The organism is Streptomyces sp. NPDC057950 (assembly GCF_042887295.1).
GTDB lineage: Bacteria > Actinomycetota > Actinomycetes > Streptomycetales > Streptomycetaceae > Streptomyces > Streptomyces kaempferi.
Genome location: NZ_JBHVPP010000018.1, coordinates 202,210 through 227,197, shown reverse-complemented (window position 1 = coordinate 227,197; position 24,988 = coordinate 202,210). Strand labels below are relative to the sequence as shown.

The following is a 24,988-nucleotide window of genomic DNA, read 5'->3' as shown; positions in this document are numbered from 1 at the left end:
TTACCGGTAGCGCACCGCCGAGTCCCAGGGCGTCACCGGCACAGGCACGGCCCTCCACCCGTCCCGGCGTCACCGGCACAGGCACAGCCCTCCACCCGCTCCCGCGGAGCGCACGTCGGCCGTCCACCACCCGGGCGAACGGACACCGCGTCCCGCCCGTCCGGCGAACGGACACCACCCCTCGCCACCTCCGCGAACGGCCCGCCGGTTCACCCGCCGCACCGCGGTGGCGTCGTCACCCCACCGCGAGCAGGATCGCCAGCACCACGGCGCCCGCGAGGGCGGGGCCCATGACCTCGTACGCCCAGCGCACGCTGACCGCGCCCTGCGCCCCTTCCGCGGCCGGGTGCGCCGCGGCGAGCTCGCGCAGGTCGTCCATGGCCTGGTCGGCCTGGGCGCGCGCGGGCGCGGCCGGGGCCACGCGCCCGCGCGCACCGGCCGCGGCCCCCCGGGCCTGCCGCCTGGCCACGCGCTTGCGGGAGCGCAGCGAGACGGGGATCGCCCACAGCTGGTACTTGGTGCCGTCCGTGGTGACGACCTCGTTGGAGTAGCCGGAGCGCAGCGAGGCGATCGCGCTCCAGGGCAGCACGATCACGCGGAACGGGTTGCGGACGCGCAGCCGGTCCTCGTTCGCGTAGACGGCCGGGCGCAGCGTGAAGGCGCTCACCAGCGGAACCAGCAGGATCATCGCGGCGAGCGTCAGCCACGGTGTACGCCCGTGTGCCGAGACCAGCGCGTCGATGCCGAGCCAGCCGATGATGGCGAGCAGCAGCACGCCGCCCGCGAGGCCGGCGGGTGACCGGTAGATCCGGTCCCTCGACTCGGGGCGCGGGGCGTCCGGCGGAGGTGGCTGGTGATCGGGCGTCGTCATGCCCTCGATTCTGCCCGACGGCTCGCGACGGCCTCCCCCGCCCCCGGCGCCTCGCCTGTTCCACCGGTCCCTTCCGCACCCGCCCCCGGGGCTGTACAGCCGCTACGCGCGTAGATATGCTCGGGTGGTGACCATGCCCACCACTGCACCCTCCCCCAAGCACTCGACATCGCTCGAGCAGGGTGGTGCCCCCACCCACGCACTCGGCGACGTGACCGCGTCCGACAGCACCCTGCGCCGCTTCCTGCACGGGTTGCCCGGCGTCGACGCGGTCGGCCTGGAGGCGCGCGCCGCCTCGCTCGGCACCCGTTCCATCAAGACGACCGCGAAGGCGTACGCGATCGACCTCGCCATCTCGATGGTCGACCTGACGACGCTGGAAGGCGCGGACACCCCGGGCAAGGTCCGGGCGCTCGGCGTCAAGGCGGTCCACCCGGACCCGACCGACCGCACGGCGCCCGCCACGGCCGCGGTCTGCGTCTATCCCGACATGGTGGCCACCGCCAAGGAGGCCGTGGCCGGCTCCGGCGTGAAGGTCGCCTCCGTCGCCACCGCCTTCCCGGCGGGCCGCGCCGCGCTCGGCGTGAAGCTGGCCGACGTGCGGGACGCCGTCGCCGCGGGCGCCGACGAGATCGACATGGTCATCGACCGCGGGGCGTTCCTCGCGGGCCACTACCTGAAGGTGTACGACGAGATCGTCGCGGTGAAGGAGGCCTCGGGCGCCGCCCGTCTGAAGGTCATCTTCGAGACCGGCGAGCTGTCGACGTACGACAACATCCGACGGGCCTCCTGGCTCGGCATGCTGGCCGGCGCGGACTTCATCAAGACCTCCACCGGCAAGGTGGCCGTCAACGCGACGCCGTCGAACACGCTGCTCATGCTGGAGGCGGTCCGCGACTTCCGCGCGCAGACCGGTATCCAGGTCGGCGTGAAGCCGGCCGGCGGTATCCGCACCACCAAGGACGCCGTCAAGTTCCTGGTCCTGGTGAACGAGACCGCGGGCGAGGACTGGCTGGACAACCACTGGTTCCGCTTCGGCGCGTCCTCGCTCCTGAACGACCTGCTGATGCAGCGTCAGAAGCTGGCCACCGGCCGCTACTCCGGCCCCGACTACGTGACGGTGGACTGATCACCATGGCATCTGCATTCGAGTACGCACCGGCGCCCGAGTCGCGCTCGGTCGTCGACATCGCCCCCTCGTACGGCCTGTTCATCGACGGCGAGTTCACCGAGGCGGCGGACGGCAAGGTCTTCAAGACCGTCAGCCCCAGCACGGAGGAGGTCCTCTCCGAGGTCGCCCGTGCGGGCGCCGAGGACGTCGACCGCGCCGTGAAGGCGGCCCGCAGGGCCTTCGAGAAGTGGTCGGCGCTGCCCGGTTCCGAGCGCGCCAAGTACCTCTTCCGCATCGCCCGCATCATCCAGGAGCGCTCCCGCGAGCTCGCCGTCCTGGAGACGCTGGACAACGGCAAGCCCATCAAGGAGACCCGCGACGCGGACCTCCCCCTGGTCGCCGCGCACTTCTTCTACTACGCGGGCTGGGCCGACAAGCTCGACCACGCCGGTTTCGGCGCGGGCCCGCGTCCGCTGGGCGTGGCCGGCCAGGTCATCCCCTGGAACTTCCCGCTGCTGATGCTGGCGTGGAAGATCGCACCGGCGCTGGCGACCGGCAACACGGTCGTCCTCAAGCCCGCCGAGACCACTCCCCTGTCGGCGCTGTTCTTCGCGGACATCTGCCGCCAGGCGGGCCTGCCCAAGGGCGTCGTCAACATCCTTCCCGGGTACGGCGACGCGGGCGCGGCCCTCGTCGAGCACCCGGACGTGAACAAGGTCGCCTTCACCGGCTCCACGGCCGTCGGCAAGGCGATCGCCCGCCAGGTGGCCGGCACCGACAAGAAGGTCACGCTCGAACTGGGCGGCAAGGGCGCGAACATCGTCTTCGACGACGCCCCCATCGACCAGGCGGTGGAGGGGATCGTCACCGGGATCTTCTTCAACCAGGGCCAGGTCTGCTGCGCGGGCAGCCGGCTCCTCGTCCAGGAGTCGATCCAGGACGAGCTGCTGGACTCGCTGAAGCGCAGGCTCTCCACCCTGCGGCTGGGCGACCCGCTCGACAAGAACACCGACATCGGCGCGATCAACTCCGCCGAGCAGCTGGCCCGTATCACCTCGCTCGTCGAGCAGGGTGCGGCCGAGGGTGCCGAGCGCTGGTCCCCGGCCTGCGAACTGCCCTCCTCCGGGTACTGGTTCGCCCCGACGCTGTTCACCAACGTCACCCAGGCGCACACCATCGCCCGCGACGAGATCTTCGGCCCGGTGCTCTCCGTCCTCACCTTCCGCACCCCGGACGAGGCCGTCGCCAAGGCCAACAACTCCCAGTACGGCCTCTCGGCGGGCATCTGGACGGAGAAGGGTTCCCGGATCCTGGCCGTCGCCGGCAAGCTGCGCGCGGGCGTCATCTGGTCCAACACGTTCAACAAGTTCGACCCGACCTCGCCGTTCGGCGGGTACAAGGAGTCGGGCTTCGGCCGCGAGGGCGGTCGCCACGGCCTGGAGGCGTACCTCGATGTCTGACAAGTCCGAAGAGCAGCGTCTGAGTGTCTTCAAGACCTACAAGCTGTACGTGGGCGGGAAGTTCCCGCGTTCCGAGAGCGGCCGGGTGTACGAGGTGACGGACTCGAAGGGCAAGTGGCTGGCGAACGCCCCGCAGTCGAGCCGCAAGGACGCCCGTGACGCGGTGGTCGCCGCGCGCAAGGCGTTCGGCGGCTGGTCCGGCGCGACCGCGTACAACCGCGGCCAGATCCTCTACCGCGTCGCCGAGATGCTGGAGGGCCGCCGCGACCAGTTCGCGCGCGAGGTCGCGGACGCGGAGGGCCTGTCGAAGTCGAAGGCGGCCGCCCAGATCGACGCGGCGATCGACCGCTGGGTCTGGTACGCGGGCTGGACCGACAAGATCGCCCAGGTCGTGGGCGGGGCCAACCCGGTCGCGGGCCCGTTCTTCAATCTGTCGACCCCGGAGCCGACCGGCGTCGTCACCGTCCTCGCGCCCCAGGAGTCCTCGTTCCTGGGCCTGGTCTCGGTGATCGCCCCGGTGATCGCCACCGGTAACACGGCCGTGGTGATCGCGAGCGAGAAGTCCCCGCTGCCTGCTCTCTCGCTCGGCGAGGTGCTGGCGACCTCCGACCTCCCGGGCGGTGTCGTCAACGTCCTCTCCGGCAGGACGGCGGAGATCGCCGCCCCCCTCGCAGCGCACCAGGACGTCAACGCGATCGACCTCGCGGGCGCGGACGACGTGCTGGCGAAGGAGCTGGAGATCGCCGCGGCCGACAACCTGAAGCGGGTTCTGCGTCCACAGCCTGTGGACTACGCGGTGACCCCCGGCATCGAGCGCCTCACGGCCTTCCTGGAGACGAAGACCGTCTGGCACCCGACCGGTTCGCTGGGCGCCTCGGGCTCATCGTACTGAGATGGTTCCCCGCGCCCCCGAGGGGCGCGGGGAAGTTCACGCGCTCCCCACCACTCCCAGCGCCTGGCCCACCACCGGGACGCTGCCCAGCGACGGCGCCTGCGCCAGCGGCCGCGTCAGGGCCTGCGAGGTCAGCGGCTTGAAGTCGGCCAGCTGGGCGCCGATCCCGTTGTCGAGCGGGTCGACGCCCGTGCCCGCGAGCGGGTTGGGCTTGAGATCCGCGAGCGGACCCGTGATGTAGCCGAGCGTGCCGCTCAGCGCCTGCGCGCCCGCCTGCGCGTCGAGATTGCCCGCCGACGCGGACCGGGAGCGCATCGCGTCGACGGCCGGGGCCGTGTCCGCGGCGGCCGTGGCCGCGCCCGCCCCGAGTGCCGCACCCGCGGTCGCCAGGGCGACCAGCGCGCGCCGCGCGGTGGGGTTCTTGCCTGATGCGTGTCGTGCCATGACGGGTGCCACCTTCTGCAGCGCAAAGTAATCGGTTCGATGCGAAGGGTAGTTGAGGTGTGATGTGCGCTCCAACGACGACCCGCAGGGTCGGCACCGCGTGCGCGATGCGTCAGACTGGTGTGTCGTGAGTCCTCCTCCCCCGATACCGACCCGTGTGGCGCTGCTCTGTGGCCCCTCCGGCTCGGGCAAGTCCCTCGTCGCCGCCCGCTCCGGCCTGCCCGTGCTGCGCCTGGACGACTTCTACAAGGAGGGCGACGACCCGACACTGCCGCTGGTGGACGGGAGTTCGGACATCGACTGGGACCACCCGCGGTCCTGGGACGCGGAGAAGGCGGTCGCCGCGATCGAGGAACTGTGCCGTACCGGACGTACGACCGTTCCCGTGTACGACATCTCGCTGAGCGCCCGTACCGGCGCGGAGGCGCTGCGCATCGAACGGACGCCGCTGTTCATCGCGGAGGGCATCTTCGCCGCCGAGATCGTCGAGCACTGCCGTGAACTGGGTCTGCTGGGCGACGCGCTGTGCCTGTCCCGCGGTCCGGTGACGACGTTCCGCCGGCGCTTCGTGCGGGATCTCAAGGAGGGCCGCAAGTCGGTCCCGTTCCTGCTCCGTCGCGGCTGGCGCCTGATGCGCGCCGAACGCTCGATCGTGGCGCGTCAGACCGCGCTGGGCGCACACCCGTGCGACAAGGACGAGGCCCTGGGCCGGCTGGCCACGGCGGCCGGCGCCACGCACAGCCGTACGGCGGCGGCGTAGCCGCGGGCCTCGGCGACACGCCGGGCCCGCACACGAAAAGAGGTCCAGGCGGACCCCCCGTCCGCCCGGACCTTTTCCGCTTCCCCCGTGGTTCTCCGCGGGCCCCCGTCGGCTCCCCCCGGAACCGTTCCCCGCGCGAACCGCTTCCCCCCGCTGACCTTCAGGCGACGAGCTCCCCGAAGGACTCCTCCTCGTCACGGCCGAAGCTGAGGACCTCGTCCTCGCGCATCCGGCGCAGCGACCGCCAGATGCTCGACTTCACCGTGCCGACACTGATGTCGAGGATCTGCGCGATCTCCGGGTCCGTGCGGCCCTCGTAGTAACGAAGGACCAGCATGGTGCGCTGGAGTTCGGGCAGCCGGGCGAGCGCCTGCCACAGCACGGCGCGCAGCTCGGTGCCGCGCATCGCGTCCGTGTCACCGGCGGTCTCCGGCAGTTCCTCGGTCGGGTATTCGTTCAGCTTGCGGCGGCGCCACGCGCTGATGTGCAGATTGGTCATGGTGCGACGGAGGTAGCCCCCCACCGCGGCCTTGTCACTGATCCGCTCCCAGGCCCGGTACGTCGAGAACAGTGCGCTCTGCAGCAGGTCCTCGGCCTCGAACCGATCCCCCGTCAGGTGGTAGGCGGTTGCGTACAGGGAGGCGCGGCGCTCCTGGACGTAGGCGGTGAACTCCGCCTCCGACAGCGAGCGACGCTCCCCCGTGGCCTCCCCGTACGCGGCTCCCCCGTGAGCTCCGCCGGCCGTTGCCGCGGCGGTGGCCGCCACGGCGTTCTCCCCCGTGAACCCGTCAACCACCGTCATGTACGCGGTGTGCTGACGCCCGGTGCCGCGAGCGCACCCCCGCGGGCTCACGGCACCGGACTTCTCCGTGCTCCGGGTGACGTCGTGGAGCCGCGTGACAACTGCGCTCGTACTGGTGCTGTGCAGCGTGTCCATCTCGCGCCCCCCGTCGTGGAGTCCCGGTTTCTTCCGTACGCGCCCGGCGCCTGTCGTGCTTCGGCCCCGTGCTCGCTCCGTGCTTCCTTGCTTGTGTCGAAAAGCTTGCCCGGGCCACTTCATGGCCGTGTCCGCCGACTGTCACAGACCTGTCACAGGGGCCCTCCGTGGGCGCGTCATCACGCGATCACGGAGAAGAGCGGCAAGGCTTCCCGGACGCCCTCCGATGCGCCCCTTCTGTGCGAGAGATGGGTGGGAGCGCTCCAACTGTCGAAAGACCCCCTCACCATGGGCCAGAATGACGTCCGTGCCTTCCCTGTTGCTGATCGAGGACGACGACGCCATCCGTACGGCCCTGGAGCTCTCTTTGACGCGCCAGGGTCACCGTGTGGCCACCGCTGCCACCGGCGAGGACGGTCTGAAGCTGCTGCGCGAGCAGCGGCCGGACCTGATCGTGCTGGATGTGATGCTGCCCGGCATCGACGGGTTCGAGGTGTGCCGGCGCATCCGGCGCACGGACCAGTTGCCCATCATTCTGCTGACCGCGCGCAGCGACGACATCGACGTGGTGGTCGGGCTGGAGTCCGGCGCCGACGACTATGTCGTCAAGCCGGTGCAGGGGCGGGTGCTCGACGCCCGTATCAGGGCCGTGCTGCGGCGTGGCGAGCGCGAGGCCACCGACTCGGCGACGTTCGGCTCCCTCGTCATCGACCGGGCGGCGATGACGGTCACCAAGAACGGCGAGGACCTGCAGCTGACGCCCACCGAGCTGCGGCTGCTCCTGGAGCTGAGCCGCCGTCCCGGACAGGCGCTGTCCCGCCAGCAGTTGCTGCGGCTGGTCTGGGAGCACGACTACCTGGGCGACTCGCGTCTGGTGGACGCGTGCGTGCAGCGGCTGCGCGCGAAGGTCGAGAACGTCCCGTCCTCCCCCACGCTCATCCGTACGGTCCGCGGGGTCGGCTACCGGCTGGACAGTCCTCAGTGACCCCACCGCAGGACAAGCTCCGCGGCTGGGCCGCGGCGCGCAGGACGATACTGGCGGGTCTGCGCTTCACCAGTCTGCGGCTGCGGTTGGTCGTGGTCTTCGGACTCGTGGCGCTCACCGCCGCCGTGTCGGCGTCCGGCATCGCGTACTGGCTCAACCGCGAGGCCGTGCTGACGCGCACTCAGGACGCGGTGCTGCGGGACTTCCAGCAGGAGATGCGCAACCACGCGAGCCTGCTGCCGGTACGTCCGGCCCAGGACGAACTGCAGCGCGCCGCGGGGCAGATGGCGAACAGCAGCCAGCGCTTCAGCGTGCTGCTGGTGGCCCGGGACAGCAGCGGCGGGACCGTGGTGGGCAATTCGGAGCTGGACACCTTCACGCTGGAGGACGTGCCCGCGTCCCTCCAGAAGGCGGTGAACAAGGAACAGTCGCTCTCCTCGAACAACAAGTCGGCCTACCACCTGTACTGGCAGCGCGTCACCGACCACGACAAGCCGTATCTGGTGGGCGGCGCGAAGGTGATCGGCGGAACCACGACCGGTTACATGCTCAAGTCGCTGGAACCGGAGGCCAAGGACCTCAACTCGCTGGCCTGGTCGCTCGGTATCGCCACCGGCCTCGCGCTGATCGGCTCGGCGCTGCTCGCGCAGGCCGCCGCGACGACGGTCCTCAAGCCCGTGCACCGGCTCGGTATCGCCGCCCGCCGCCTCGGCGAGGGCAAGCTCGACACCCGGCTGCGCGTGTCGGGGACGGACGAACTCGCGGATCTGTCGCGGACGTTCAACCACACGGCGGAGGCACTGGAGAAGCGCGTCGAGGACATGAGCGCCCGCGACGAGGCGTCCCGCCGTTTCGTGGCGGACATGTCCCACGAACTCCGTACGCCCCTGACGGCGATCACCGCGGTGACGGAGATCCTGGAGGAGGAACTGGACGCGGAGACCGGCAGCGTCGATCCGATGATCGAGCCCGCCGTGCGTCTGGTCGTCAGTGAGACACGCCGTCTGAACGACCTGGTCGAGAACCTCATGGAAGTCACCCGCTTCGACGCGGGCACCGCCCGGCTCGTCCTCGACGACGTGGACATCGCCGACCAGATCACCGCCTGCATCGACGCCCGTGCCTGGCTGGACGCGGTGGACCTGGACGCGGAGCGCGGCATCATGGCGCGTCTCGACCCGCGCCGCCTGGACGTGATCCTGGCCAACCTGATCGGCAACGCGCTCAAGCACGGCGGCAGTCCGGTGCGTGTCTCGGTCCGCGAGGAGGCCGACGACCTGCTGATCGAGGTCCAGGACCACGGTCCGGGCATCCCCGAGGACGTCCTGCCGCACGTCTTCGACCGCTTCTACAAGGCCAGCGCGTCGCGCCCGCGTTCCGAGGGCAGCGGCCTGGGGCTGTCGATCGCCCTGGAGAACGCGCACATCCACGGCGGCGAGATCACCGCCGCGAACGCGCCCGCGGGAGGAGCGGTCTTCACGCTCCGGCTCCCGCAGGACGCCTCCGAACTGCTCGCCGACGACGAGCGCGAGCGGAACCGGAACGCCACGAAGGGCAGCGCCGGATGACGACCGTACGACGTCGAGGCGCGCTGTGGTGGCCGGCCCTCCCGCTCCTCGCACTGCTGCTCGCGGGCTGCGGCATCCGTTCCACCCAGGTCCCCACGGACTTCGGCCCGGCGCCCTCCCGGGTCCCGTGCACCCTGTCCGGCCCGGACGTCTCCACCCAGGCCTCCCGCGGCATCCCGGTGCAGGTGTTCCTGCTGTGCTCGGGGCAACTGGTGACGGTCGACCGTTCCGTGCGGGTGCCCGACGGCGCGACGGAGAGCGCGCGGCGCGTCCTGGTGGCGCAGGGGCTCCTCGACGAGCTCGCCGGTTCCCCCTCCACTCCGGAGCAGCAGGCGGGGTACACGACCGACGTGCGTGGCGGTATGACCGTGAGCGGACCCCGCCTCCGGGGCGCCGGGGAGCCGGAGGACACGCTGCGGCTGAGCACCCCGCCCCGGGAGCTGACCCCGGCGGCCCTGGCCCAGCTCGTCTGCACCTTCTCCGACTCCGCCGCGGCGGAGGACGACGGTTCGGTGGTCCTCGGCGGCCCCGACGCGACCGCGCCGCGCCGTTACCAGTGCACCTCGGACGTCCGCTCCGCCCCCGGCACGAAGGCCCCGCCCTCCACGGCGGTCGACGGCGCCTGACCGACGGGCCGGGGATGTGTCCCCGGCCGCCGCGGAGAGCCGGGAGACCGGGCCGGGGATGTGTCCCCGACCGCCGCGGAGAGCCGGGAGACCGGCCCGGGGACCCGTCGGTGTGGCGCACGCCTCACCCCTGTGCGCCAAGCCCGCCGCCCGGCCGGAACCGATCCGGCCGGTCGCCGCGTCTTGGGAGGCGTGCAACGTCAAGGCGAAGACGGCGGCAGCGCCGTGATCCGCGTCCGTGCGGCAGGAGCTCTCCTCCTCGTCGCGCATCTCGCGCTCGTCGCCTGGGTCACGCTGCGTCCGCTGGACGTCCCCTGGGTGAGCCCCGCGAACCTGCGCCCGTTCGCCGGTATCCGGGCGGACCTGGCCCTGGGCGCCGCGCAGGCCGCGCGCCGCATCGGCGAGGGACTGGGGCTGCTCGCCCCGCTCGGTGTTCTGCTCCCGTTGGCGGGCGGCAGACCGGCCTCCTCCCCCCTCGGGTCCCTGGTCCGCACGGTCGCCGCCGGCGCCCTGCTCTCACTGGGCATCGAACTGCTGCAGACCGGTGTTCCCGGGCAGGTCGTGGACGTCGACTCGCTGCTGCTCAACACCGTCGGCGTGGCCCTGGCCCATGTCGCGGTCGTGCCCGCCGCCAGGGCGGGTCTCCGCCGCCGGGCCGAGACCAGGCGCCGTTCGGCCCTTCCCCGGGAGGACACGGCTCAGGGTCGGACCCCGACGATTCCCAGGGTCGGCATCGCACCGTAGAGCGACGCTTCGTCCCCTTCGTCACCGTAGCGTTGAAGACATCGAGGCCGGGCATCCGGCACACAGTCAGGCACGGTTCACGAAGGAGTCCTCATGAGCGCCCTTGCCCGCCCCACCAACGGCCGCATGATCGGCGGAGTGTGCGCAGCGCTGGCACGGCGCTTCGGCACCTCCGCGACGACGATGCGGGTGATCTTCGTACTGTCCTGTCTGCTGCCCGGCCCGCAGTTCCTGCTCTACATAGCGCTGTGGATCCTGTTCCCGTCCGAGGACAAGGTCCGCACCGCCTGGTAGTCACGCGTCGGCGAGACCGTCGTCGCGTGTGCGGGCCGGAGCCCGGACGACGTGGGTCAGCCGAGCGGCAGTCCGTTCACCGGCAGGCCGTGCGTCGGCAGGCCCTGCAGCGGCAGACCGCCGAGCAGGCCGGCCACCGGCGCGGTGGGGCCGTTCGCGAGCACCCTCGAGGCGGCGGGCTGGGCGGCCGTCACACCCGCACCGAGCGCGCTCTGACCCTGGGCAAGCGCCTGACCCGCGCCCGGCAGCACATTGGCCACACTCTGCGCGGGCAGCGCCTGGGTGACGGTGTCCAGCGCCGAGGAGGCGTCGGGCACGGCCGGTGCCGCGTTCGCGGCGCCGGCGCCGACGGCGGCGAAAGCGGCACCGAGAGCGGCGACACCGAGGGTCTTGGCAGCAGACTGCTTCATATGGAATGCGTCCTTGGATCCGTGTGACGGGGATGTGAGCGGTCCAAAACCGTAAACACGCAAAGCGGCACACCGCAAACATCGAAAACCGGTCGAGTCATGGAGAACACGTGAAGACCCGCCCGTCCCCCGCCACTCCGATCAGGCTTGGTTCTCCAAGGAACCCCTGGTGGAAGCGGTCTGCTGGAACAGCCATTCGGACTTCAGCTCGGCATACCCCGGCTTGATCACGTCATTGATCATCGCGAGTCGTTCATCGAAAGGAATGAATGCTGACTTCATAGCATTGACCGAGAACCACTGGAGATCGTCGAGTGAATAACCGAACGCGTCGACAAGGTGCTCGAATTCCCGGCTCATGCTCGTCCCGGACATGAGCCGGTTGTCCGTGTTCACCGTGGCCCGGAAGTGCAACCGCCGCAACAACCCGATCGGGTGCTCGGCGTAGGAGTCGGCGGCCCCGGTCTGGAGGTTGGAGCTGGGGCACAGCTCCAACGGGACGCGCTTGTCACGGACGTACGACGCGAGGCGCCCGAGCGTCACCGTGCCGTCCTCCGCGACCTCGATGTCGTCGATGATCCGGACGCCGTGGCCGAGCCGGTCCGCGCCGCACCACTGGAGCGCCTGCCAGATGGACGGCAGCCCGAAGGCCTCGCCCGCGTGGATGGTGAAGTGGTTGTTCTCGCGCTTGAGGTACTCGAACGCGTCGAGGTGCCGGGTGGGCGGGAAGCCGGCCTCGGCCCCCGCGATGTCGAAGCCGACGACCCCCGAGTCCCGGTAGCGGTTGGCGAGTTCGGCGATCTCCAGGGAACGGGCCGCGTGCCGCATCGCGGTGAGCAGCGCGCCCACCCGGATGCGGTGGCCGTTCTCCCGCGCCAGGCGCTCGCCCTCCCGGAAGCCCTCGTTGACCGCCTCCACGACCTCTTCGAGGGTGAGCCCGCCCTCCAGATGCTGCTCGGGGGCGTAACGCACCTCGGCGTAGACGACCCCGTCCTCGGCGAGGTCCTCGGCACACTCGGCCGCGACCCGCACCAGCGCCTCACGGGTCTGCATGACGGCGCAGGTGTGCGCGAAGGTCTCCAGGTACCGCTCCAGGGAGCCGGAGTCGGCTGCCTCCCTGAACCAGATGCCGAGTTTGCCGGGGTCGGTCTCGGGGAGCCCGGAATAGCCGGTCTCCCGGGCGAGTTCGACGATCGTCCCGGGGCGCAGGCCCCCGTCGAGGTGATCGTGCAGCAGGACCTTGGGCGCCCGGCGGATCTGTTCCGAGCTCGGGGTGTTCCGGATCTGGCTCGTCATTCGCGCACTGTAGCCCCTACGCGCGTAGATGTTCCGTCGTCCCGATCCGTCGATATGTAACGGTGACCCGGCGGACGGGTGGCGTACACCGTCACTTCTGACACTGTTCTGTCATGGCACAGCAAGCGACGCCGGTACGCAGCGCCCGGCTGGGGAGGGCACTGGGCCCGGAGCCGACAGCGGTCAGCGGAGTGGTCCTGCTGCTCCCGGGCGGCGACGAGACCTCCGGCCGCAGACCTTCCCCCATGTGGGCGACCGCCTCCGTACGCGCGTTGGGCCGCCGCCTCGCACGCGCGGGACAGACGGAGGGGCTGGCCGCCCATGTCGTGCACTATCGCTTCCGCGGCTGGAACGGCAGCGAGGCGCATCTCGCGGGCGACGCGTCCTGGGCGGCCGACGAGGTCGTACGACGTTACGGCGACGTTCCCGTCTGCCTCGCCGGGGTCGACATGGGAGGCCGGGCGGCGCTGCGCGCGGCCGGTCACACCGCCGTCAACTCCGTGCTGGCGCTGGCACCCTGGCTGCCCGAGGAGGACGTGGCGGCGCCACCCGAACCGGTGAAGCAGCTCACCGGGCGGCGCGTGCTGATCGTGCACGGCACCAACGACGAGCGCACCGACCCGGAGCTGTCCTTCCGGCTCGCGGCCCGCGCCAAGAAGTCCAACCGGGACGTCTGCCGCTTCGAGGTCCACTCCGACGGGCACGGACTGCACCAGCACCGGACCGAAGTCCACGCGCTGGCCGAGGACTTCGTGATGGGGGCGCTGTTCGGACGCGGGCTGTCACGTCCGCTGGAGGACGCGCTCGCGGCGCCACCGCCGCTGGGCCTGCGGATGCCGCTCGCCTCCGGCTTCGGGAAGGCGCTGCGTCACTGACGGCTGTCCCGCGCCCCGGAGGTTCGCTCCCGGTGCTCCCCGTACCCCTGGTCCGGGAGCAGGCGGCCCCGTCGTGACAGCAGGAACTTCTTGAAGGCCGCCACGGGCGGGGTGTCGGGGTGGCCGTCCAGCCACGCCACCCCGATCTCGCGGACCGCGCGCGGAGCGGTGACCGTCAGTTCGACGACTCCGGGCCGGGGCACGGCCGGTGGCGGCAGCAGGGCGACACCGAGACCGGCGGCGACGAGACCGCGGAGCGTCTCGGTCTCCTCGCCCTCGAAGGCGATCCGCGGCCTGAATCCCGCCTCCTGGCAGAGGTCGTCGGCGATGCGCCGCATGCCGTAGCCGGGTTCGAGGGTCACGAAGGTCTCGTCGGCGGCCTCGGCCAGCCGGACGCGCCGGCGGCCGGCGAGCCGGTGGTCGGCGGGGACGACGAGCAGAAGCTTCTGCTCGTCGAGGAGGCGGCCGACCAGGTCGGGCGCGTCGGGCACGGGCGAGGTGAGGCACAGGTCCAGCTCGCCCGAGCGCAGTCGCTCCAGCATCGCCTCGCCGTAGTTCTGGACGAGGCTGAAGCGCACTCGCGGGTGGTCGGCGCGGAAGGCCCGGATGAGCCCGGGGACGGTCTCCGACCCCATCGTGTGAAGGAAGCCGAAGGCGACCTTGCCGGTGGCCGGGTCGGCGTCCGCGCGCACCTCGTCGGCGGCGCGCCCGATCTCGGCCAGGGCCCGTTCGACGGACGAGAGGAACGTACGGCCGGCGGGGGTGAGGGCGACCGTACGGCCGCGGCGCGCGAACAGGTCGACGCCCAGGTCCTGTTCGAGCCGGACCATGGCCCGCGAGAGGGTCGACTGCGGGACCCGCATCTCCTGCGCGGCCCTCGTCACATGCTCGGTGCGGGCGACCCCGGCGAAGTGCGCGAGCCGCGGGACGAGGACCGCGACGATGTCTTCTGTGTCACTGGACGGTGACAAGTGGCCCTGTGACCTCTGCTGATGCTCCATGGGAACGATTATGGCGATTCCATGCATTGGACGGATGAATGCCGGGACCTTACGTTCGAAGCATGCCTCCCGCCAGTACCGGGGCGTCCACCACCGTGGACGCCGCCGCAGCCGCCGTCCCCGCGTCCGCCGACTCCCGTCTGGCCCCGGGCGGGCCCGGCTACCGCCGGATGAGCTTCGCCCTCTTCCTCGCCGGTGTCGCGACCTTCGCGCTCCTCTACTCCACGCAGGCCCTCCTCCCGCTCATCTCCACGGACCTCGGCGTGACCGCGAGCCAGGCCAGCTGGACGGTGTCGGCGGCGACGGGCGGCCTCGCGCTCTTCGTCCTCCCGATGAGCGCGCTCTCGGAGCGCTACGGACGGCGTACGTTGATGACGGCGTCGCTGGTGGTCGCGGTGGCGGTCGGGCTGCTCGTGCCCTTCGCGCCCTCGATCGGCGCGCTGGTGGCGCTGCGCGCGGTGCAGGGCGCGGCGCTGGCGGGGCTGCCCGCGTCGGCGACGGCGTACCTGGCGGAGGAGGTCCGTCCCAAGGCCCTGATCACGGCGATCGGCCTCTTCGTGGCGGGCAACAGTGTCGGCGGGATGAGCGGCCGGGTCATCACCGGCTGGGTCGCGCAGGAATGGGGCTGGCGGATCGCCGTCGCCACCATCGGCGTGATCGCGGTGGCGTGCGCGGTGGCGTTCCGGCTGCTGCTGCCCGCGCCCCGGCACTTCACACCGGGCTCGCCGCGGCCGCGGGCGCTGGTCCGCACGGTCCGCGACCACCTCGCCAACCCACTGCTGTGCCGGCTGTACGCGATCGGCGCGCTGTTCATGATGGTCTTCGGCGGGGTCTACACGGTGATCGGCTACCGCCTGACCGACGCCCCGTTCTCGCTCCCCCAGGGCGTCATCGGCTCCATCTTCCTGGTCTACCTGGTCGGTACGGTGTCGGCGTCGACGGCGGGCCGGCTGGTCGACCGCCTGGGCCGGCGCGGCTCCCTCTACCTGGCGGGCGGTACGACCACCGCCGGGCTCCTCCTCTCGCTGGCCGACTCCCTCCCGCTGGTCCTGCTCGGCCTGGTCCTGATCACCGCGGGCTTCTTCGCGGGCCACGCGGTGGCGTCCTCGTCGGTGAGCCACACCGCCAAGGAGGGGCGCGCCCAGGCGTCCGCCCTCTACCAGTCCGCCTACTACATCGGCTCCAGCGCCGGCAGCACCCTCGGCGCCGTCGCCTTCCACGCGGGGGGCTGGGCCGGCACGGTGGTGCTCGGGCTGCTCGCGGTGCTCGGCGTCGTGTCGATCACCCTCTTCGGCTCGCACGCGGCGCGGGTCCGGGCGGCCCACAAGCCGGTCCTGGCCCACTGAGCGGGCTCGCCGGAGGACGTCCGGCACGGCATCGTCGAACGCGCGGGCGAAGGGTGTGGGCGTCCGTTCAGGTCCCGGGGCAGCCGGTCCGGCCTGCTCCTTTTCCCACTTCGCGGACCATTGTCAGTGGGCTGCGGTAGCTTCCGAGGTGCCGGCGCAGCGAAGCGGCGGCGCGACGGGAACAGCCACAGGGGTGGGTTGGCCATGAGCGAGGGCACGGCGACGACGACAGACCTGGACGTCCGGCTGGAGAAGCACCGGGTCGAGCTGACCGGATACTGCTACCGGATGCTCGGCTCCTCCTTCGAGGCGGAGGACGCGGTGCAGGACACGATGGTCCGCGCCTGGCGGAGCTACGACAAGTTCGAGGGCCGCTCGTCGATACGCTCCTGGCTGTACCGGATCGCCACGAACGTGTGCCTGGACATGCTGAACGCCGGCAACAGAAGGGCCCGGCCCATGGATCTCTCCGGCCCGTCCCCGCTCGCCCGGGCGGCGCTCACCCCGCGCCCGGACAACACCTGGCTGGAGCCGGTGCCCGACGCCCGTGTGCTGCCCACCATCAACGACCCGGCCGAGGCGGCGGTGGCCAAGGAGTCGGTGCGGCTCGCGTTCATGGCCGCCCTCCAGCAGTTGCCGCCCAAGCAGCGGGCCGTGCTCATCCTGCGCGAGGTCCTCGCGTGGAAGGCCGGCGAGGTCGCCGAGCTGCTGGGCACCACGGTCGCCTCGGTCAACAGCGCGCTGCAGCGGGCCCGCGCCACCCTCGCGGAGCGGGAGAGCACCCCGGGCGCCGTCTCCGACCCCCTCGACGAGGAGCAGCAGAAGCTCCTGGAGCGCTATGTCGCCGCGTTCGAGGGCTATGACATGACGGCGCTGACCGCGCTGCTCCACGAGGACGCGATCATGACGATGCCGCCGTTCGACCTGTGGCTGCGCGGCCCCGGCGACATCACGGGCTTCATGACGACGCTCGGCGCCTCCTGTGCGGGTTCGCGCCTGCTCCCGGTCTCGGTGAACGGCCTGCCGGGCTTCGCGCACTACAAGCCGGACCCGGAGAAGGGCGGCTTCGGCGCCTGGGCGATCCAGGCCCTGGAGATCTCAGACGGCCGGATCACCGGGTTCCACTGCTTCCTCGACACCGAGCGCTGGTTCCCGCTCTTCGGTCTGCCCCTCCAGCTCGAAGCGGAGGCCCACTAGATCGAGGAGGGCGCGCAGCGGCGGGTCCGGATCGCGCAGGCGTATGCGTCCGCCGGCCCGGCGGGCGGCGAGCTCCATCCTGGCCAGGGCGTCGACGGTGGCGAGTCCGGGCGGCCCGAGCCCGGCGACGTCACAGACGACCACTCCGCCGCCCGTCGCCGCCAGCCGCGCGCGCACGGCGTCACAGAGCCGCGGCACCTCGTCGCGGGTGACGGGCGCGGGCAGCACGAGTACGGCGGGTGTCATGGCGTCCACGGTCGGTAGACCGGCCGGAGGGCCCGAACTCATCGGGGTCTCACGGCCGCCCACTCCCGCCCGCGTGCCGTAAGGATCACATTGACCCGCGCCCGGCCTTCCCCGGAGGGTTGGGTGTATGCCCCACGAACCCGTGCCCGACCGTCCTCCAGGCCGCCTCCCGTCCCACAAGGAGGTGCCGTGCAGGGGGTGTTGACCGGGTTCGCGGTGATCGCCGTCGTCATCGGCGTCGGCTGGCTGATCGGCCGCCGGGGCTACCTCGGGGAGAACGGCCGGGAGGTGCTGACCAAGCTCGCCTTCCATGTGGCCTCACCCGCGCTGCTGTTCACCACGCTCGCCCGCGCCGACTTGTCGGTGATCTTCTCCAGCCGACTGCTGGTCACCGCCATGAGCACCGCCGCGGCGGCCGGCGCCTTCGTCGTGGTGGGCGCCGTACGCGGCTGGGGTGTGGGCCGGACGACGATCGGCGCGCTGTGCTCCAGCTACGTCAACTCGGGCAACCTCGGCATCCCGATCGCGGTGTACGTGCTCGGTGACGCCTCGCTGGTCGCGCCGGTGCTGCTGTTCCAGCAGATCGTGGTCACGCCGGTCGCCCTGACCGTCCTGGACCTTTCGGGGCCGGGCGAGAAGGGTTCGGTGTGGCTGCGGCTCGTCACCCCCCTGCGCAATCCCATCGCCGTCGGCTCGCTCGCCGGGGTCGCCGTGTCGGCGAGCGGTCTGAGGGTGCCGGGGCCGGTCATGGACCCGCTCACCCTGATCGGGAACATGTCGGTGCCCGCGGTACTGCTGGCGTTCGGCATCTCGCTGTGCGGCAGCACGCTGCCCGGCCGTGGCGCGGACCGGCACCCGGTGCTGCTGTCCGTCGCGCTGAAGGCGGTCGGCCAGCCCGCGGTGGCCTGGGCGCTTGCGGCCGGCGTGTTCGGGCTGCACGGCGCGCCCCTGCTCGACGTCGTGGTCACCTCGGCGCTGCCGGCCGCCCAGAACCTCTTCACCTACGCCTCGCGCTACCGCGTCGGCGAGACACTCGCCCGCGAGTCGATCCTGCTGTCGACGATCCTGTCCGTCCCGGCCCTGGTGGTGATCGCCGCCACGCTCGGCTGACCCCCGCCCCCGGCGACGCAACCGAGGCGCGGCGCCGGTACGTCGCAGCCCATCACCGACCGGGCCCCGACCCACCACGCCCCCGCACCCGGCAACGCACGCGAGGGGCCGTGCCACCACCACCCCGACCACACCCGGCAACGCACGCGAGAGGCCGTGCCACCACCACCCCGACCACACCCGGCAACGCACGCGAGGGGCCGTGCCACCACCACCCGCCCCCAAGCCCCCGCACCCGGCGACGCACGCGAAGGGCCGTGCCGGTACGTCGCAGCCCGTCGCTTACGCCCGGATCGAGCAACGGCTCCCCACCAGTCCCACGCCTGATCCAACGGCGACGGGCTCGACGTACCGGCACAGCCCCGCCCCACCACCACCCGCACCCAAGCCACCGCACCCGGCGACGCACGCGAGGGGCCGTGCCGGTACGTCGCAGCCCGTCGCTTACGCCCGGATCGAACAACAGCTCCCCACCAGTCCCACGCCTGATCCAACGGCGACGGGCTCGACGTACCGGCACGGCCCCGCCCCATCACCACCGGCACCCAAGCCACCGCACCCAAGCCACCGCACCCGCGCCGCCCGCCCGCACCGCCCGCACCGCCCGCACCGCACCCGACCCGCACCCGACCCGCACCAGAAAGAAGTCCGCACCGAACTCGGTCAGGCTGCACGCAAGGAGGGGCCGGCGCACCTGGCGCCGGCCCCTCCCGGGACGTGTCGCGACGGAACGTCAGGCGATCCGGTCCAGCACGATCGGGTTCGGCTTGAACTCCGTGCCCGCGGCAGCGATGTCGTACGAACCCTCGACCGACTCCAGCGCGTACGCGAAGCGCTCGGGCGTGTCGGTGTGGAGGGTCAGCAGGGGCTGGCCCGCCGTGACGGTGTCACCGGGCTTGGCGTGCAGCTCGACGCCGGCGGCCGCCTGCACCGGGTCCTCCTTGCGGGCACGCCCGGCGCCCAGCCGCCAGGCGGCGATGCCGATGTCGTACGCGTCGAGGCGGGTCAGCACGCCCGAGGACGCCGCCGTCACCACGTGCTGCTCGCGCGAGGTGGGGAGTTCGGCGTCCGGGTCACCGCCCTGCGCGGCGATCATGCGGCGCCAGACGTCCATCGCGGAACCGTCGGCGAGGGCCTTCGCCGGGTCGGCGTCCTTCACACCCGCGGCGTCCAGCATCTCGCGAGCCAGGGCGAGGGTGAGTTCGACGACGTCCGAGGGGCCGCCGCCTGCCAGCACCTCGACGGACTCCCGCACCTCGAGCGCGTTGCCTGCCGTCAGGCCCAGCGGGGTCGACATGTCGGTCAGCAGCGCGACCGTGCGCACCCCGTGGTCGGTGCCCAGGCCGACCATCGTGGAGGCCAGTTCCCGGGCGTCCTCGATGGTCTTCATGAAGGCGCCGGTGCCCACCTTCACGTCGAGCACCAGCGAGCCCGTGCCCTCGGCGATCTTCTTCGACATGATCGAGGACGCGATCAGCGGGATCGCCTCCACGGTGCCCGTGACGTCGCGGAGGGCGTAGAGCTTCTTGTCCGCGGGGGCCAGACCGTCGCCCGCCGCGCAGATGACCGCGCCCGTGGTGTCGAGGACGTGCAGCATCTCGTCGTTGGAGAGCAGGGCCCGCCAGCCGGGGATCGACTCCAGCTTGTCGAGCGTGCCGCCGGTGTGACCGAGGCCGCGCCCGGACAGCTGCGGCACCGCGGCACCGCAGGCCGCGACCAGCGGAGCCAGCGGAAGCGTGATCTTGTCACCGACGCCACCCGTGGAGTGCTTGTCGGCGGTCGGACGGGACAGCGAGGAGAACTCCATGCGCTCGCCCGACGCGATCATCGCGGCGGTCCAGCGGGCGATCTCGCGACGGTTCATGCCGTTGAGCAGGATCGCCATGTTGAGGGCGGCCATCTGGTAGTCGGCGACCTCGCCGCGGGTGTACGCGTCGATGACCCAGTCGATCTGTGGGTCGCTGAGCTCACCGCGGTCCCGCTTGGTGCGGATGACGGAGACGGCGTCCATGGCCATGACTTTCCTTCCGAAGGCTTCCGAACATCCGCGGCCCCTCCCGACCCGGTCGTCCGGTCGTCGGGAGGGGCCGCGGAGGTGTTACTTGGTGAGATTCTCCGGCCCGAAGGCCTGCGGCAGCATCTCGGAGAGCGGCAGGATCCCGGCCGGCGTCTCCACGAGCAGGTCGGGGCCGCCGAACTCGTACAGCAGCTGACGGCAGCGTCCGCACGGCACGAGGATCTCGCCCCGCCCGTCGACGCAGGTGAAGTGCGTCAGCCGGCCGCCGCCGCTGTTCTGCAGCTGGGAGACGAGACCGCACTCGGCGCACAGCCCGAGCCCGTACGAGGCGTTCTCGACGTTGCAGCCGGTGACGGTCCGGCCGTCGTCGACGAGCGCCGCGACACCCACCGGGAACCCCGAATAGGGGGCGTAGGCACGGGACATGGCGTCCCGCGCGAGCTCCCGCAGGGCCTCCCAGTCGGCGTCCGCGGATCCGGCTCCCCGAGATCCGGGCGCCGCGGATCCGGCCTCCGGGGAGGTCACTTGCCCTGTCCTCTCCGGTAGGGCAGACCGTCCGCCTTCGGCATCCGCAGATGCTGGGCGGACAGCGAGAGCACGAGCAGGGTCACGACGTACGGAGTGGCGCTCACGAACTGCTGCGGGACCTCGTCGGTGGCGAGGTACCAGACGAACATCAGCGCCGAGACCAGGGCGGTGACGACCGCGGGCACGACCCGCTTCTTCCAGGCCAGGTAGGCCACGGCGAACACCAGCAGGATCGCGAGGAGCAGGATCAGCGCGTGCACGTTGGTGCCGCCGCCGCGCAGGTTGAGGCTGTCGGTGTAGCCGAACAGGCCCGCGCCGAGGGCGAGGCCGCCCGGCATCCAGTTGCCGAAGATCATCGCGGCGAGACCGATGTAGCCGCGCCCGGCGGTCTGGCCGTCGAGGTAGACGTTGGACGCCACGATGGACAGGAACGCCCCGCCGAGGCCGGCGAAGCCACCCGAGATGATCACGGCGATGTACTTGTACTTGTAGACGTTGACACCGAGGGACTCGGCGGCCACCGGGTTCTCACCGCAGGAGCGCAGGCGCAGGCCGAAGGCCGTGCGCCACAGCACCCACCAGGTCGCCGGGACGAGGGCCACCGCGACGAGGGTGAGCGGCGACAGGTCGGTGACCAGTCCGCCGAGCAGGCCCGCGATGTCCGAGACCAGGAACCAGTGCTTCCCGTTGATGGTGGACAGCCAGCTCGACAGCCCTGGGATGTCGAAGGTGCCGAGCGAGTCGATCGGCGGGGACTGCTTGGAGGAGCCCTGCGGCGCGTCCTCGAAGGTGAACTTGGAGAGGTAGCGGGTGGTGCCGAGCGCCAGGATGTTGATGGCCACACCGGAGACGATGTGGTTGACGTTGAAGGTCACGGTGGCGATGGCGTGCAGGATGCCGCCGAGGCAGCCGCCGATGATGCCGAAGGCGACACCGGTCCACGGGCCCCACTGGTAGCCCGCCCAGGCGCCGAACCAGGTGCCGAGGATCATCATGCCCTCGAGGCCGATGTTGACGACGCCCGCACGCTCGGCCCACAGACCGCCGAGACCCGCGAGGCCGATCGGCACCGCGAGGCGCAGCGCCGTGGACATCTGTCCGGTGGAGGTGATGCCCTCGGCGCCGGTGATCAGGCGGACGATCGAGGTCAGGATCAGTACACCCGCGATGACCAGCAGGAGTACCGGTAGGGACATTCGGCGGCTGCCCTTGCCGGGCTGCTGCGCCTGCGGCTTGGCGACGGTCGCGGTGCTCATCGGGCAGCCACCTCCTTCGGGGAGTTGTTGTTGGCGGCGGCCGCGGCGGCCAGTTCCTCACCGACCCGCTTCTGCTGGCGGCGCAGGCCCCAGACACGTACGGCCTCGTACGAGATGACGACCGCGAAGACAATCAGGCCCTGCATGATCGTGGCGATCTCCTTCTCGTACGCCACCGGGGTCGCGTAGTCGAGAGCCGGGGACGCCTTGTCGAGGAAGGCCCACAGGAGTGCGGCGAGGGCGATGCCGCCCGGGTTGTTGCGGCCGAGCAGCGCGATGCCGATGGCGGTGAAGCCGAGGCCCGCGGGGAAGCTCAGGCTGTAGGTGTGCGCGTCGCCGAGGAGAAGCGGCAGCCCGGAGAGACCGGCGACCGCGCCGGAGATCAGCATCGCGGTGAGCACCATCCGCTTGGCGTCGACGCCGGAGGCGGCGGCGGCCTCCTCGGAGGCGCCGGTGGCGCGCAGGTCGAAGCCGAAGCGGGTGCGGTTGAGGACGAGCCAGTACAGGACGCCCAGGAGGACCGCGAGGAAGACCATGCCGTAGATCTCGCCGACGTCCGAGCCCAGGTTGATGCCGGGGAACCAGCCGGACTTCTTCATGATGCCGGTCGTGTTGTTGTTGCCGACCTGCACACCCCAGATGTTCTCCGCGGTGAGGTAGCCGATGAGGCTGGTGGCGATCGCGTTGAGCATGATCGTCGCGACGACCTCGCTCACTCCGCGGGTGACCTTCAGCAGGCCCGCGATGCCGGCCCAGAAGGCGCCGGTGCACATGGCGACGATCATCAGCACGGGGATCTGCAGGAAGGACGGCAGCGCGAGGTGTGCGCCGACCACCGCGGTCATCATCGCGCCGAGGCGGTACTGGCCGTCGACACCGATGTTGAACAGGTTCATGCGGAAGCCGATGGCCACGCCGAGTGCCGCGATGTAGTACAGCGACGCCTGGTTGACGATCAGTACCTGCGTGTCGGAGTACGTCGCCTGCTGAAGCATCAGGGAGTACGGCTCGAACGCGCTCTTGCCCGAGGCGAGCAGCACGACCGAGGTCAGTGCGATCGCCGTGACGAGCGCGATGACCGGGCCGGCCACCGCGAGGAGCACGCGCTCCTTGTCGAACTTCTTCATCGGGCCTCGTCCTCCGGGGCGGCGCTTTCCGCTACGTGCTCCAGGTGTCCGGAGGCGGCGCCGGTCATGGCCGAGCCGAGTTCCTCCGGGGTGACGGTCGCCGGGTCGGCGTCCGCCACGAGCCTGCCGTTGTAGATCACCCTGAGGGTGTCGGACAGGCCGATCAGCTCGTCCAGGTCGGCCGAGATCAGCAGTACGGCCAGCCCTTCGCGGCGGGCCTCGCGGATCTGGTCCCAGATCGCGGCCTGCGCGCCGACGTCCACACCGCGGGTGGGGTGGGCGGCGATCAGGAAGCGCGGCTTGTGGCTCATCTCGCGGCCGACGATCAGCTTCTGCTGGTTGCCGCCGGAGAGGGAGGCGGCGGTGACGTCGATGCCGGGGGTGCGGACGTCGTACTCCTCGACGATCCGCCGGGTGTCCTCCTGGGCGCCCTTGATGTCGAGCCAGAAGCCCTTGGCGTTGGGGCGCTCGGTGACATGGCCGAGGATGCGGTTCTCCCAGAGCGGGGACTCCAGCAGCAGGCCGTGGCGGTGGCGGTCCTCGGGGATGTAGCCGATGCCCTGCTCGCGGCGCTTGCGGGTGGGCCAGCCGGTGATCTGCTCGCCGAGGAAGGAGACGGAGCCCGCGTCGGCGTGCTTGAGGCCGATCAGCGCGTCGATGAGCTCGGTCTGGCCGTTGCCCTCGACACCGGCGATGCCCATGACCTCGCCCGCGTGGATGGTGAAGGTGACGTCGTCGAGAACGCGTCGCACCGCGGCGGCGGTCTCGGCCTTGGCTTCCGTGACCAGGCCGGCGCCCGTCGGCTCGGCGAGCTCGCCGAGGGAGGCGCCGCCCTCCGCGTAGGCGGTGAGGCCCTCGACCTCGATCACCGGCTTGTCCGTGACGGTCGACTCGGCGGTCTCCGGGGTCGGCAGCTCACTGCCGACCATCATCTCGGCGAGCTGGCGGGGGGTGGTCTCGGCCGGAACGGCGGTACCGACCGTCGTACCGCGCCGGATGACGGTGATCTCGTCGGCGACCGACAGGACCTCGCCCAGCTTGTGCGAGATGAAGATGACGGCCAGGCCCTCGGCCTTGAGCTCGCGCAGGTTGTCGAAGAGCGCGTCGACCTCCTGCGGCACCAGGACGGCGGTGGGCTCGTCCAGGATCAGGGTGCGGGCGCCGCGGAAGAGGACCTTGAGGATCTCGACGCGCTGGCGCTCGGCGACGCCGAGGCTCTCCACGAGCACGTCCGGGCGGACGTTCAGCCCGTACCGGTCCGAGATCTCCTTGATCTTCTTACGGGCCCCGCCGCCGATGCCGTACAGCTTCTCGCTGCCCAGGACGACGTTCTCCAGGACGGTGAGGTTGTCGGCGAGCATGAAGTGCTGGTGGACCATGCCGATGCCGCGCGTGATGGCGTCGGCGGGCGACGAGAAGCTGACCTGCTCACCGTCGACGGCGATCGTCCCCTCGTCCGGCTTCTGCATGCCGTAGAGGATCTTCATCAGCGTCGACTTGCCGGCACCGTTCTCGCCGACGAGGGCGTGGACCGTCCCTTTGCGGACACGCAGATGGATGTCGTGGTTGGCCACCACACCCGGGAACCGCTTGGTGATCCCCGCCAGCTCGACCGCTGTCGACTGCGCGGTGAGGGGAGGGCTGCTGGACGCGTCGATGGCGCACTCTCCTTGGAAAAGGGGCCATCTACGCGCGTAGCGCCCCTGCTTTAAATAGTGCCCGGACGGACCGAAGATGATCACTTTCGATCAGTTCCGATGCAGTCCGAGCATTTTGCCGCGCGAACGGGGCGCGAGGAGTCATCCTCCCCGCACCCCGTTCCGTGGCCGTAACGCTGCCATTTCAGCGTCGCCATGGCCATGGTTTCGACGTCTGGTGATGACGTCG

General features: G+C 71.3%; 25 protein-coding genes. 13 read left to right on the top strand and 12 right to left on the bottom strand.

Annotated features, from left to right (window positions below):
* Positions 1–235: 235 nt before the first annotated feature.
* Positions 236–871, bottom strand: coding sequence for a PH domain-containing protein (locus ACFVTC_RS28330; RefSeq protein ID WP_390131332.1), 636 nt, complete (start codon positions 869–871; stop codon positions 236–238).
* A gap of 133 nt (positions 872–1,004) precedes the next feature.
* Here ACFVTC_RS28330 and deoC point away from each other — a divergent pair, with 133 nt between their 5' ends.
* From deoC to ACFVTC_RS28315, 3 genes are read left to right on the top strand one after another with little or no spacing between them, the layout of a single operon-like run.
* Positions 1,005–2,000, top strand: coding sequence for a deoxyribose-phosphate aldolase (gene deoC / locus ACFVTC_RS28325; RefSeq protein WP_390131331.1), 996 nt, complete (start codon positions 1,005–1,007; stop codon positions 1,998–2,000).
* 5 nt (positions 2,001–2,005) lie between these two features.
* Positions 2,006–3,442, top strand: coding sequence for an aldehyde dehydrogenase family protein (locus ACFVTC_RS28320; protein WP_390131330.1), 1,437 nt, complete (start codon positions 2,006–2,008; stop codon positions 3,440–3,442).
* A complete protein-coding gene (locus tag ACFVTC_RS28315) occupies positions 3,435–4,334 on the top strand; it encodes an aldehyde dehydrogenase family protein (protein ID WP_390131329.1) in 900 nt (299 codons plus the stop codon). Before ACFVTC_RS28320 ends, ACFVTC_RS28315 begins: the two co-directional genes overlap by 8 nt.
* Before the next feature lie 36 nt (positions 4,335–4,370).
* Here the strand turns inward: ACFVTC_RS28315 and ACFVTC_RS28310 are convergent, their stop codons facing one another.
* The gene (locus ACFVTC_RS28310; RefSeq protein ID WP_390131328.1) at positions 4,371–4,778 is read right to left on the bottom strand and encodes a hypothetical protein; all 408 of its coding nucleotides are present in this window, start codon (positions 4,776–4,778) and stop codon (positions 4,371–4,373) included.
* Positions 4,779–4,905: 127 nt separating this feature from the next.
* On the opposite strand from ACFVTC_RS28310, the gene ACFVTC_RS28305 reads away from it, so the two are divergent.
* On the top strand, positions 4,906–5,538 hold the full coding sequence (locus ACFVTC_RS28305) for a uridine kinase (RefSeq protein WP_390131327.1): 633 nt from the start codon (positions 4,906–4,908) through the stop codon (positions 5,536–5,538).
* Between the two features lie 160 nt (positions 5,539–5,698).
* On the opposite strand, the gene ACFVTC_RS28300 is transcribed toward ACFVTC_RS28305, so the two are convergent.
* A complete protein-coding gene (locus ACFVTC_RS28300; RefSeq protein WP_390131326.1) occupies positions 5,699–6,475 on the bottom strand; it encodes a SigE family RNA polymerase sigma factor in 777 nt (258 codons plus the stop codon).
* A 307-nt stretch (positions 6,476–6,782) separates the two neighbouring features.
* Here ACFVTC_RS28300 and afsQ1 point away from each other — a divergent pair, with 307 nt between their 5' ends.
* The 5 genes from afsQ1 to ACFVTC_RS28275 all read left to right on the top strand — a co-directional run bounded on the left by afsQ1 (position 6,783) and on the right by ACFVTC_RS28275 (position 10,692).
* Positions 6,783–7,460 (top strand): two-component system response regulator AfsQ1, encoded by a 678-nt coding sequence (gene afsQ1, locus ACFVTC_RS28295; RefSeq protein ID WP_390131325.1) that lies wholly within the window; start codon positions 6,783–6,785, stop codon positions 7,458–7,460.
* The gene (locus ACFVTC_RS28290; RefSeq protein ID WP_390131324.1) at positions 7,457–9,028 is read left to right on the top strand and encodes an ATP-binding protein; all 1,572 of its coding nucleotides are present in this window, start codon (positions 7,457–7,459) and stop codon (positions 9,026–9,028) included. Before afsQ1 ends, ACFVTC_RS28290 begins: the two co-directional genes overlap by 4 nt.
* Positions 9,025–9,654 (top strand): hypothetical protein, encoded by a 630-nt coding sequence (locus ACFVTC_RS28285; RefSeq protein ID WP_390131323.1) that lies wholly within the window; start codon positions 9,025–9,027, stop codon positions 9,652–9,654. Before ACFVTC_RS28290 ends, ACFVTC_RS28285 begins: the two co-directional genes overlap by 4 nt.
* Positions 9,655–9,846: 192 nt before the next feature.
* On the top strand, positions 9,847–10,398 hold the full coding sequence (locus ACFVTC_RS28280) for a VanZ family protein (RefSeq protein WP_390131322.1): 552 nt from the start codon (positions 9,847–9,849) through the stop codon (positions 10,396–10,398).
* 93 nt (positions 10,399–10,491) lie between these two features.
* Positions 10,492–10,692, top strand: coding sequence for a PspC domain-containing protein (locus ACFVTC_RS28275; RefSeq protein WP_266701008.1), 201 nt, complete (start codon positions 10,492–10,494; stop codon positions 10,690–10,692).
* A gap of 56 nt (positions 10,693–10,748) precedes the next feature.
* Here ACFVTC_RS28275 and ACFVTC_RS28270 read toward each other — a convergent pair whose 3' ends face one another.
* Both ACFVTC_RS28270 and ACFVTC_RS28265 read right to left on the bottom strand, forming a co-directional pair.
* Entirely contained in the window at positions 10,749–11,102 is a 354-nt protein-coding gene (locus ACFVTC_RS28270) for an ATP-binding protein (RefSeq protein ID WP_390131321.1), read from the bottom strand.
* 141 nt (positions 11,103–11,243) lie between these two features.
* On the bottom strand, positions 11,244–12,398 hold the full coding sequence (locus ACFVTC_RS28265) for an adenosine deaminase (protein WP_390131320.1): 1,155 nt from the start codon (positions 12,396–12,398) through the stop codon (positions 11,244–11,246).
* Positions 12,399–12,511: 113 nt separating this feature from the next.
* Between ACFVTC_RS28265 and ACFVTC_RS28260 the strand changes: the two genes are divergently transcribed.
* Positions 12,512–13,273, top strand: a complete 762-nt coding sequence (locus tag ACFVTC_RS28260; RefSeq protein ID WP_390131319.1) for a prolyl oligopeptidase family serine peptidase — start codon at positions 12,512–12,514, stop codon at positions 13,271–13,273.
* Here ACFVTC_RS28260 and ACFVTC_RS28255 read toward each other — a convergent pair.
* Positions 13,267–14,274 (bottom strand): LysR substrate-binding domain-containing protein, encoded by a 1,008-nt coding sequence (locus tag ACFVTC_RS28255; RefSeq protein ID WP_390131318.1) that lies wholly within the window; start codon positions 14,272–14,274, stop codon positions 13,267–13,269. The genes ACFVTC_RS28260 and ACFVTC_RS28255 overlap by 7 nt on opposite strands.
* A gap of 62 nt (positions 14,275–14,336) precedes the next feature.
* Between ACFVTC_RS28255 and ACFVTC_RS28250 the strand changes: the two genes are divergently transcribed.
* Positions 14,337–15,620: an MFS transporter gene (locus ACFVTC_RS28250; protein ID WP_390131317.1), complete on the top strand. Its 1,284-nt coding sequence runs from the start codon at positions 14,337–14,339 to the stop codon at positions 15,618–15,620.
* Between the two features lie 204 nt (positions 15,621–15,824).
* The gene (locus tag ACFVTC_RS28245; RefSeq protein WP_390131316.1) at positions 15,825–16,817 is read left to right on the top strand and encodes a sigma-70 family RNA polymerase sigma factor; all 993 of its coding nucleotides are present in this window, start codon (positions 15,825–15,827) and stop codon (positions 16,815–16,817) included.
* Here the strand turns inward: ACFVTC_RS28245 and ACFVTC_RS28240 are convergent.
* Positions 16,719–17,105, bottom strand: a complete 387-nt coding sequence (locus ACFVTC_RS28240) for an STAS domain-containing protein (RefSeq protein WP_390131315.1) — start codon at positions 17,103–17,105, stop codon at positions 16,719–16,721. The two genes, ACFVTC_RS28245 and ACFVTC_RS28240, sit on opposite strands and share 99 nt — an antisense overlap.
* 147 nt (positions 17,106–17,252) lie before the next feature.
* Here ACFVTC_RS28240 and ACFVTC_RS28235 point away from each other — a divergent pair, with 147 nt between their 5' ends.
* Positions 17,253–18,173 carry an AEC family transporter gene (locus tag ACFVTC_RS28235; protein WP_390131314.1) on the top strand — a complete coding sequence of 307 codons (921 nt, stop codon included), beginning with the start codon at positions 17,253–17,255 and terminating at the stop codon, positions 18,171–18,173.
* A 733-nt stretch (positions 18,174–18,906) separates the two neighbouring features.
* Here ACFVTC_RS28235 and ACFVTC_RS28230 read toward each other — a convergent pair.
* The 5 genes from ACFVTC_RS28230 to ACFVTC_RS28210 all read right to left on the bottom strand — a co-directional run bounded on the left by ACFVTC_RS28230 (position 18,907) and on the right by ACFVTC_RS28210 (position 24,759).
* Complete coding sequence (locus ACFVTC_RS28230; RefSeq protein WP_390131313.1) at positions 18,907–20,190, bottom strand: thymidine phosphorylase; 1,284 nt, start codon at positions 20,188–20,190, stop codon at positions 18,907–18,909.
* Positions 20,191–20,271: 81 nt separating this feature from the next.
* On the bottom strand, positions 20,272–20,715 hold the full coding sequence (locus ACFVTC_RS28225; RefSeq protein WP_390131312.1) for a cytidine deaminase: 444 nt from the start codon (positions 20,713–20,715) through the stop codon (positions 20,272–20,274).
* A complete protein-coding gene (locus ACFVTC_RS28220; RefSeq protein ID WP_390131311.1) occupies positions 20,712–21,974 on the bottom strand; it encodes an ABC transporter permease in 1,263 nt (420 codons plus the stop codon). The genes ACFVTC_RS28225 and ACFVTC_RS28220 overlap by 4 nt, the downstream gene beginning before the upstream one ends.
* The gene (locus tag ACFVTC_RS28215) at positions 21,971–23,101 is read right to left on the bottom strand and encodes an ABC transporter permease (RefSeq protein ID WP_390131310.1); all 1,131 of its coding nucleotides are present in this window, start codon (positions 23,099–23,101) and stop codon (positions 21,971–21,973) included. The genes ACFVTC_RS28220 and ACFVTC_RS28215 overlap by 4 nt, the downstream gene beginning before the upstream one ends.
* Positions 23,098–24,759 carry an ABC transporter ATP-binding protein gene (locus ACFVTC_RS28210; protein ID WP_390131349.1) on the bottom strand — a complete coding sequence of 554 codons (1,662 nt, stop codon included), beginning with the start codon at positions 24,757–24,759 and terminating at the stop codon, positions 23,098–23,100. Before ACFVTC_RS28210 ends, ACFVTC_RS28215 begins: the two co-directional genes overlap by 4 nt.
* Between the last annotated feature and the right edge of the window lie 229 nt (positions 24,760–24,988).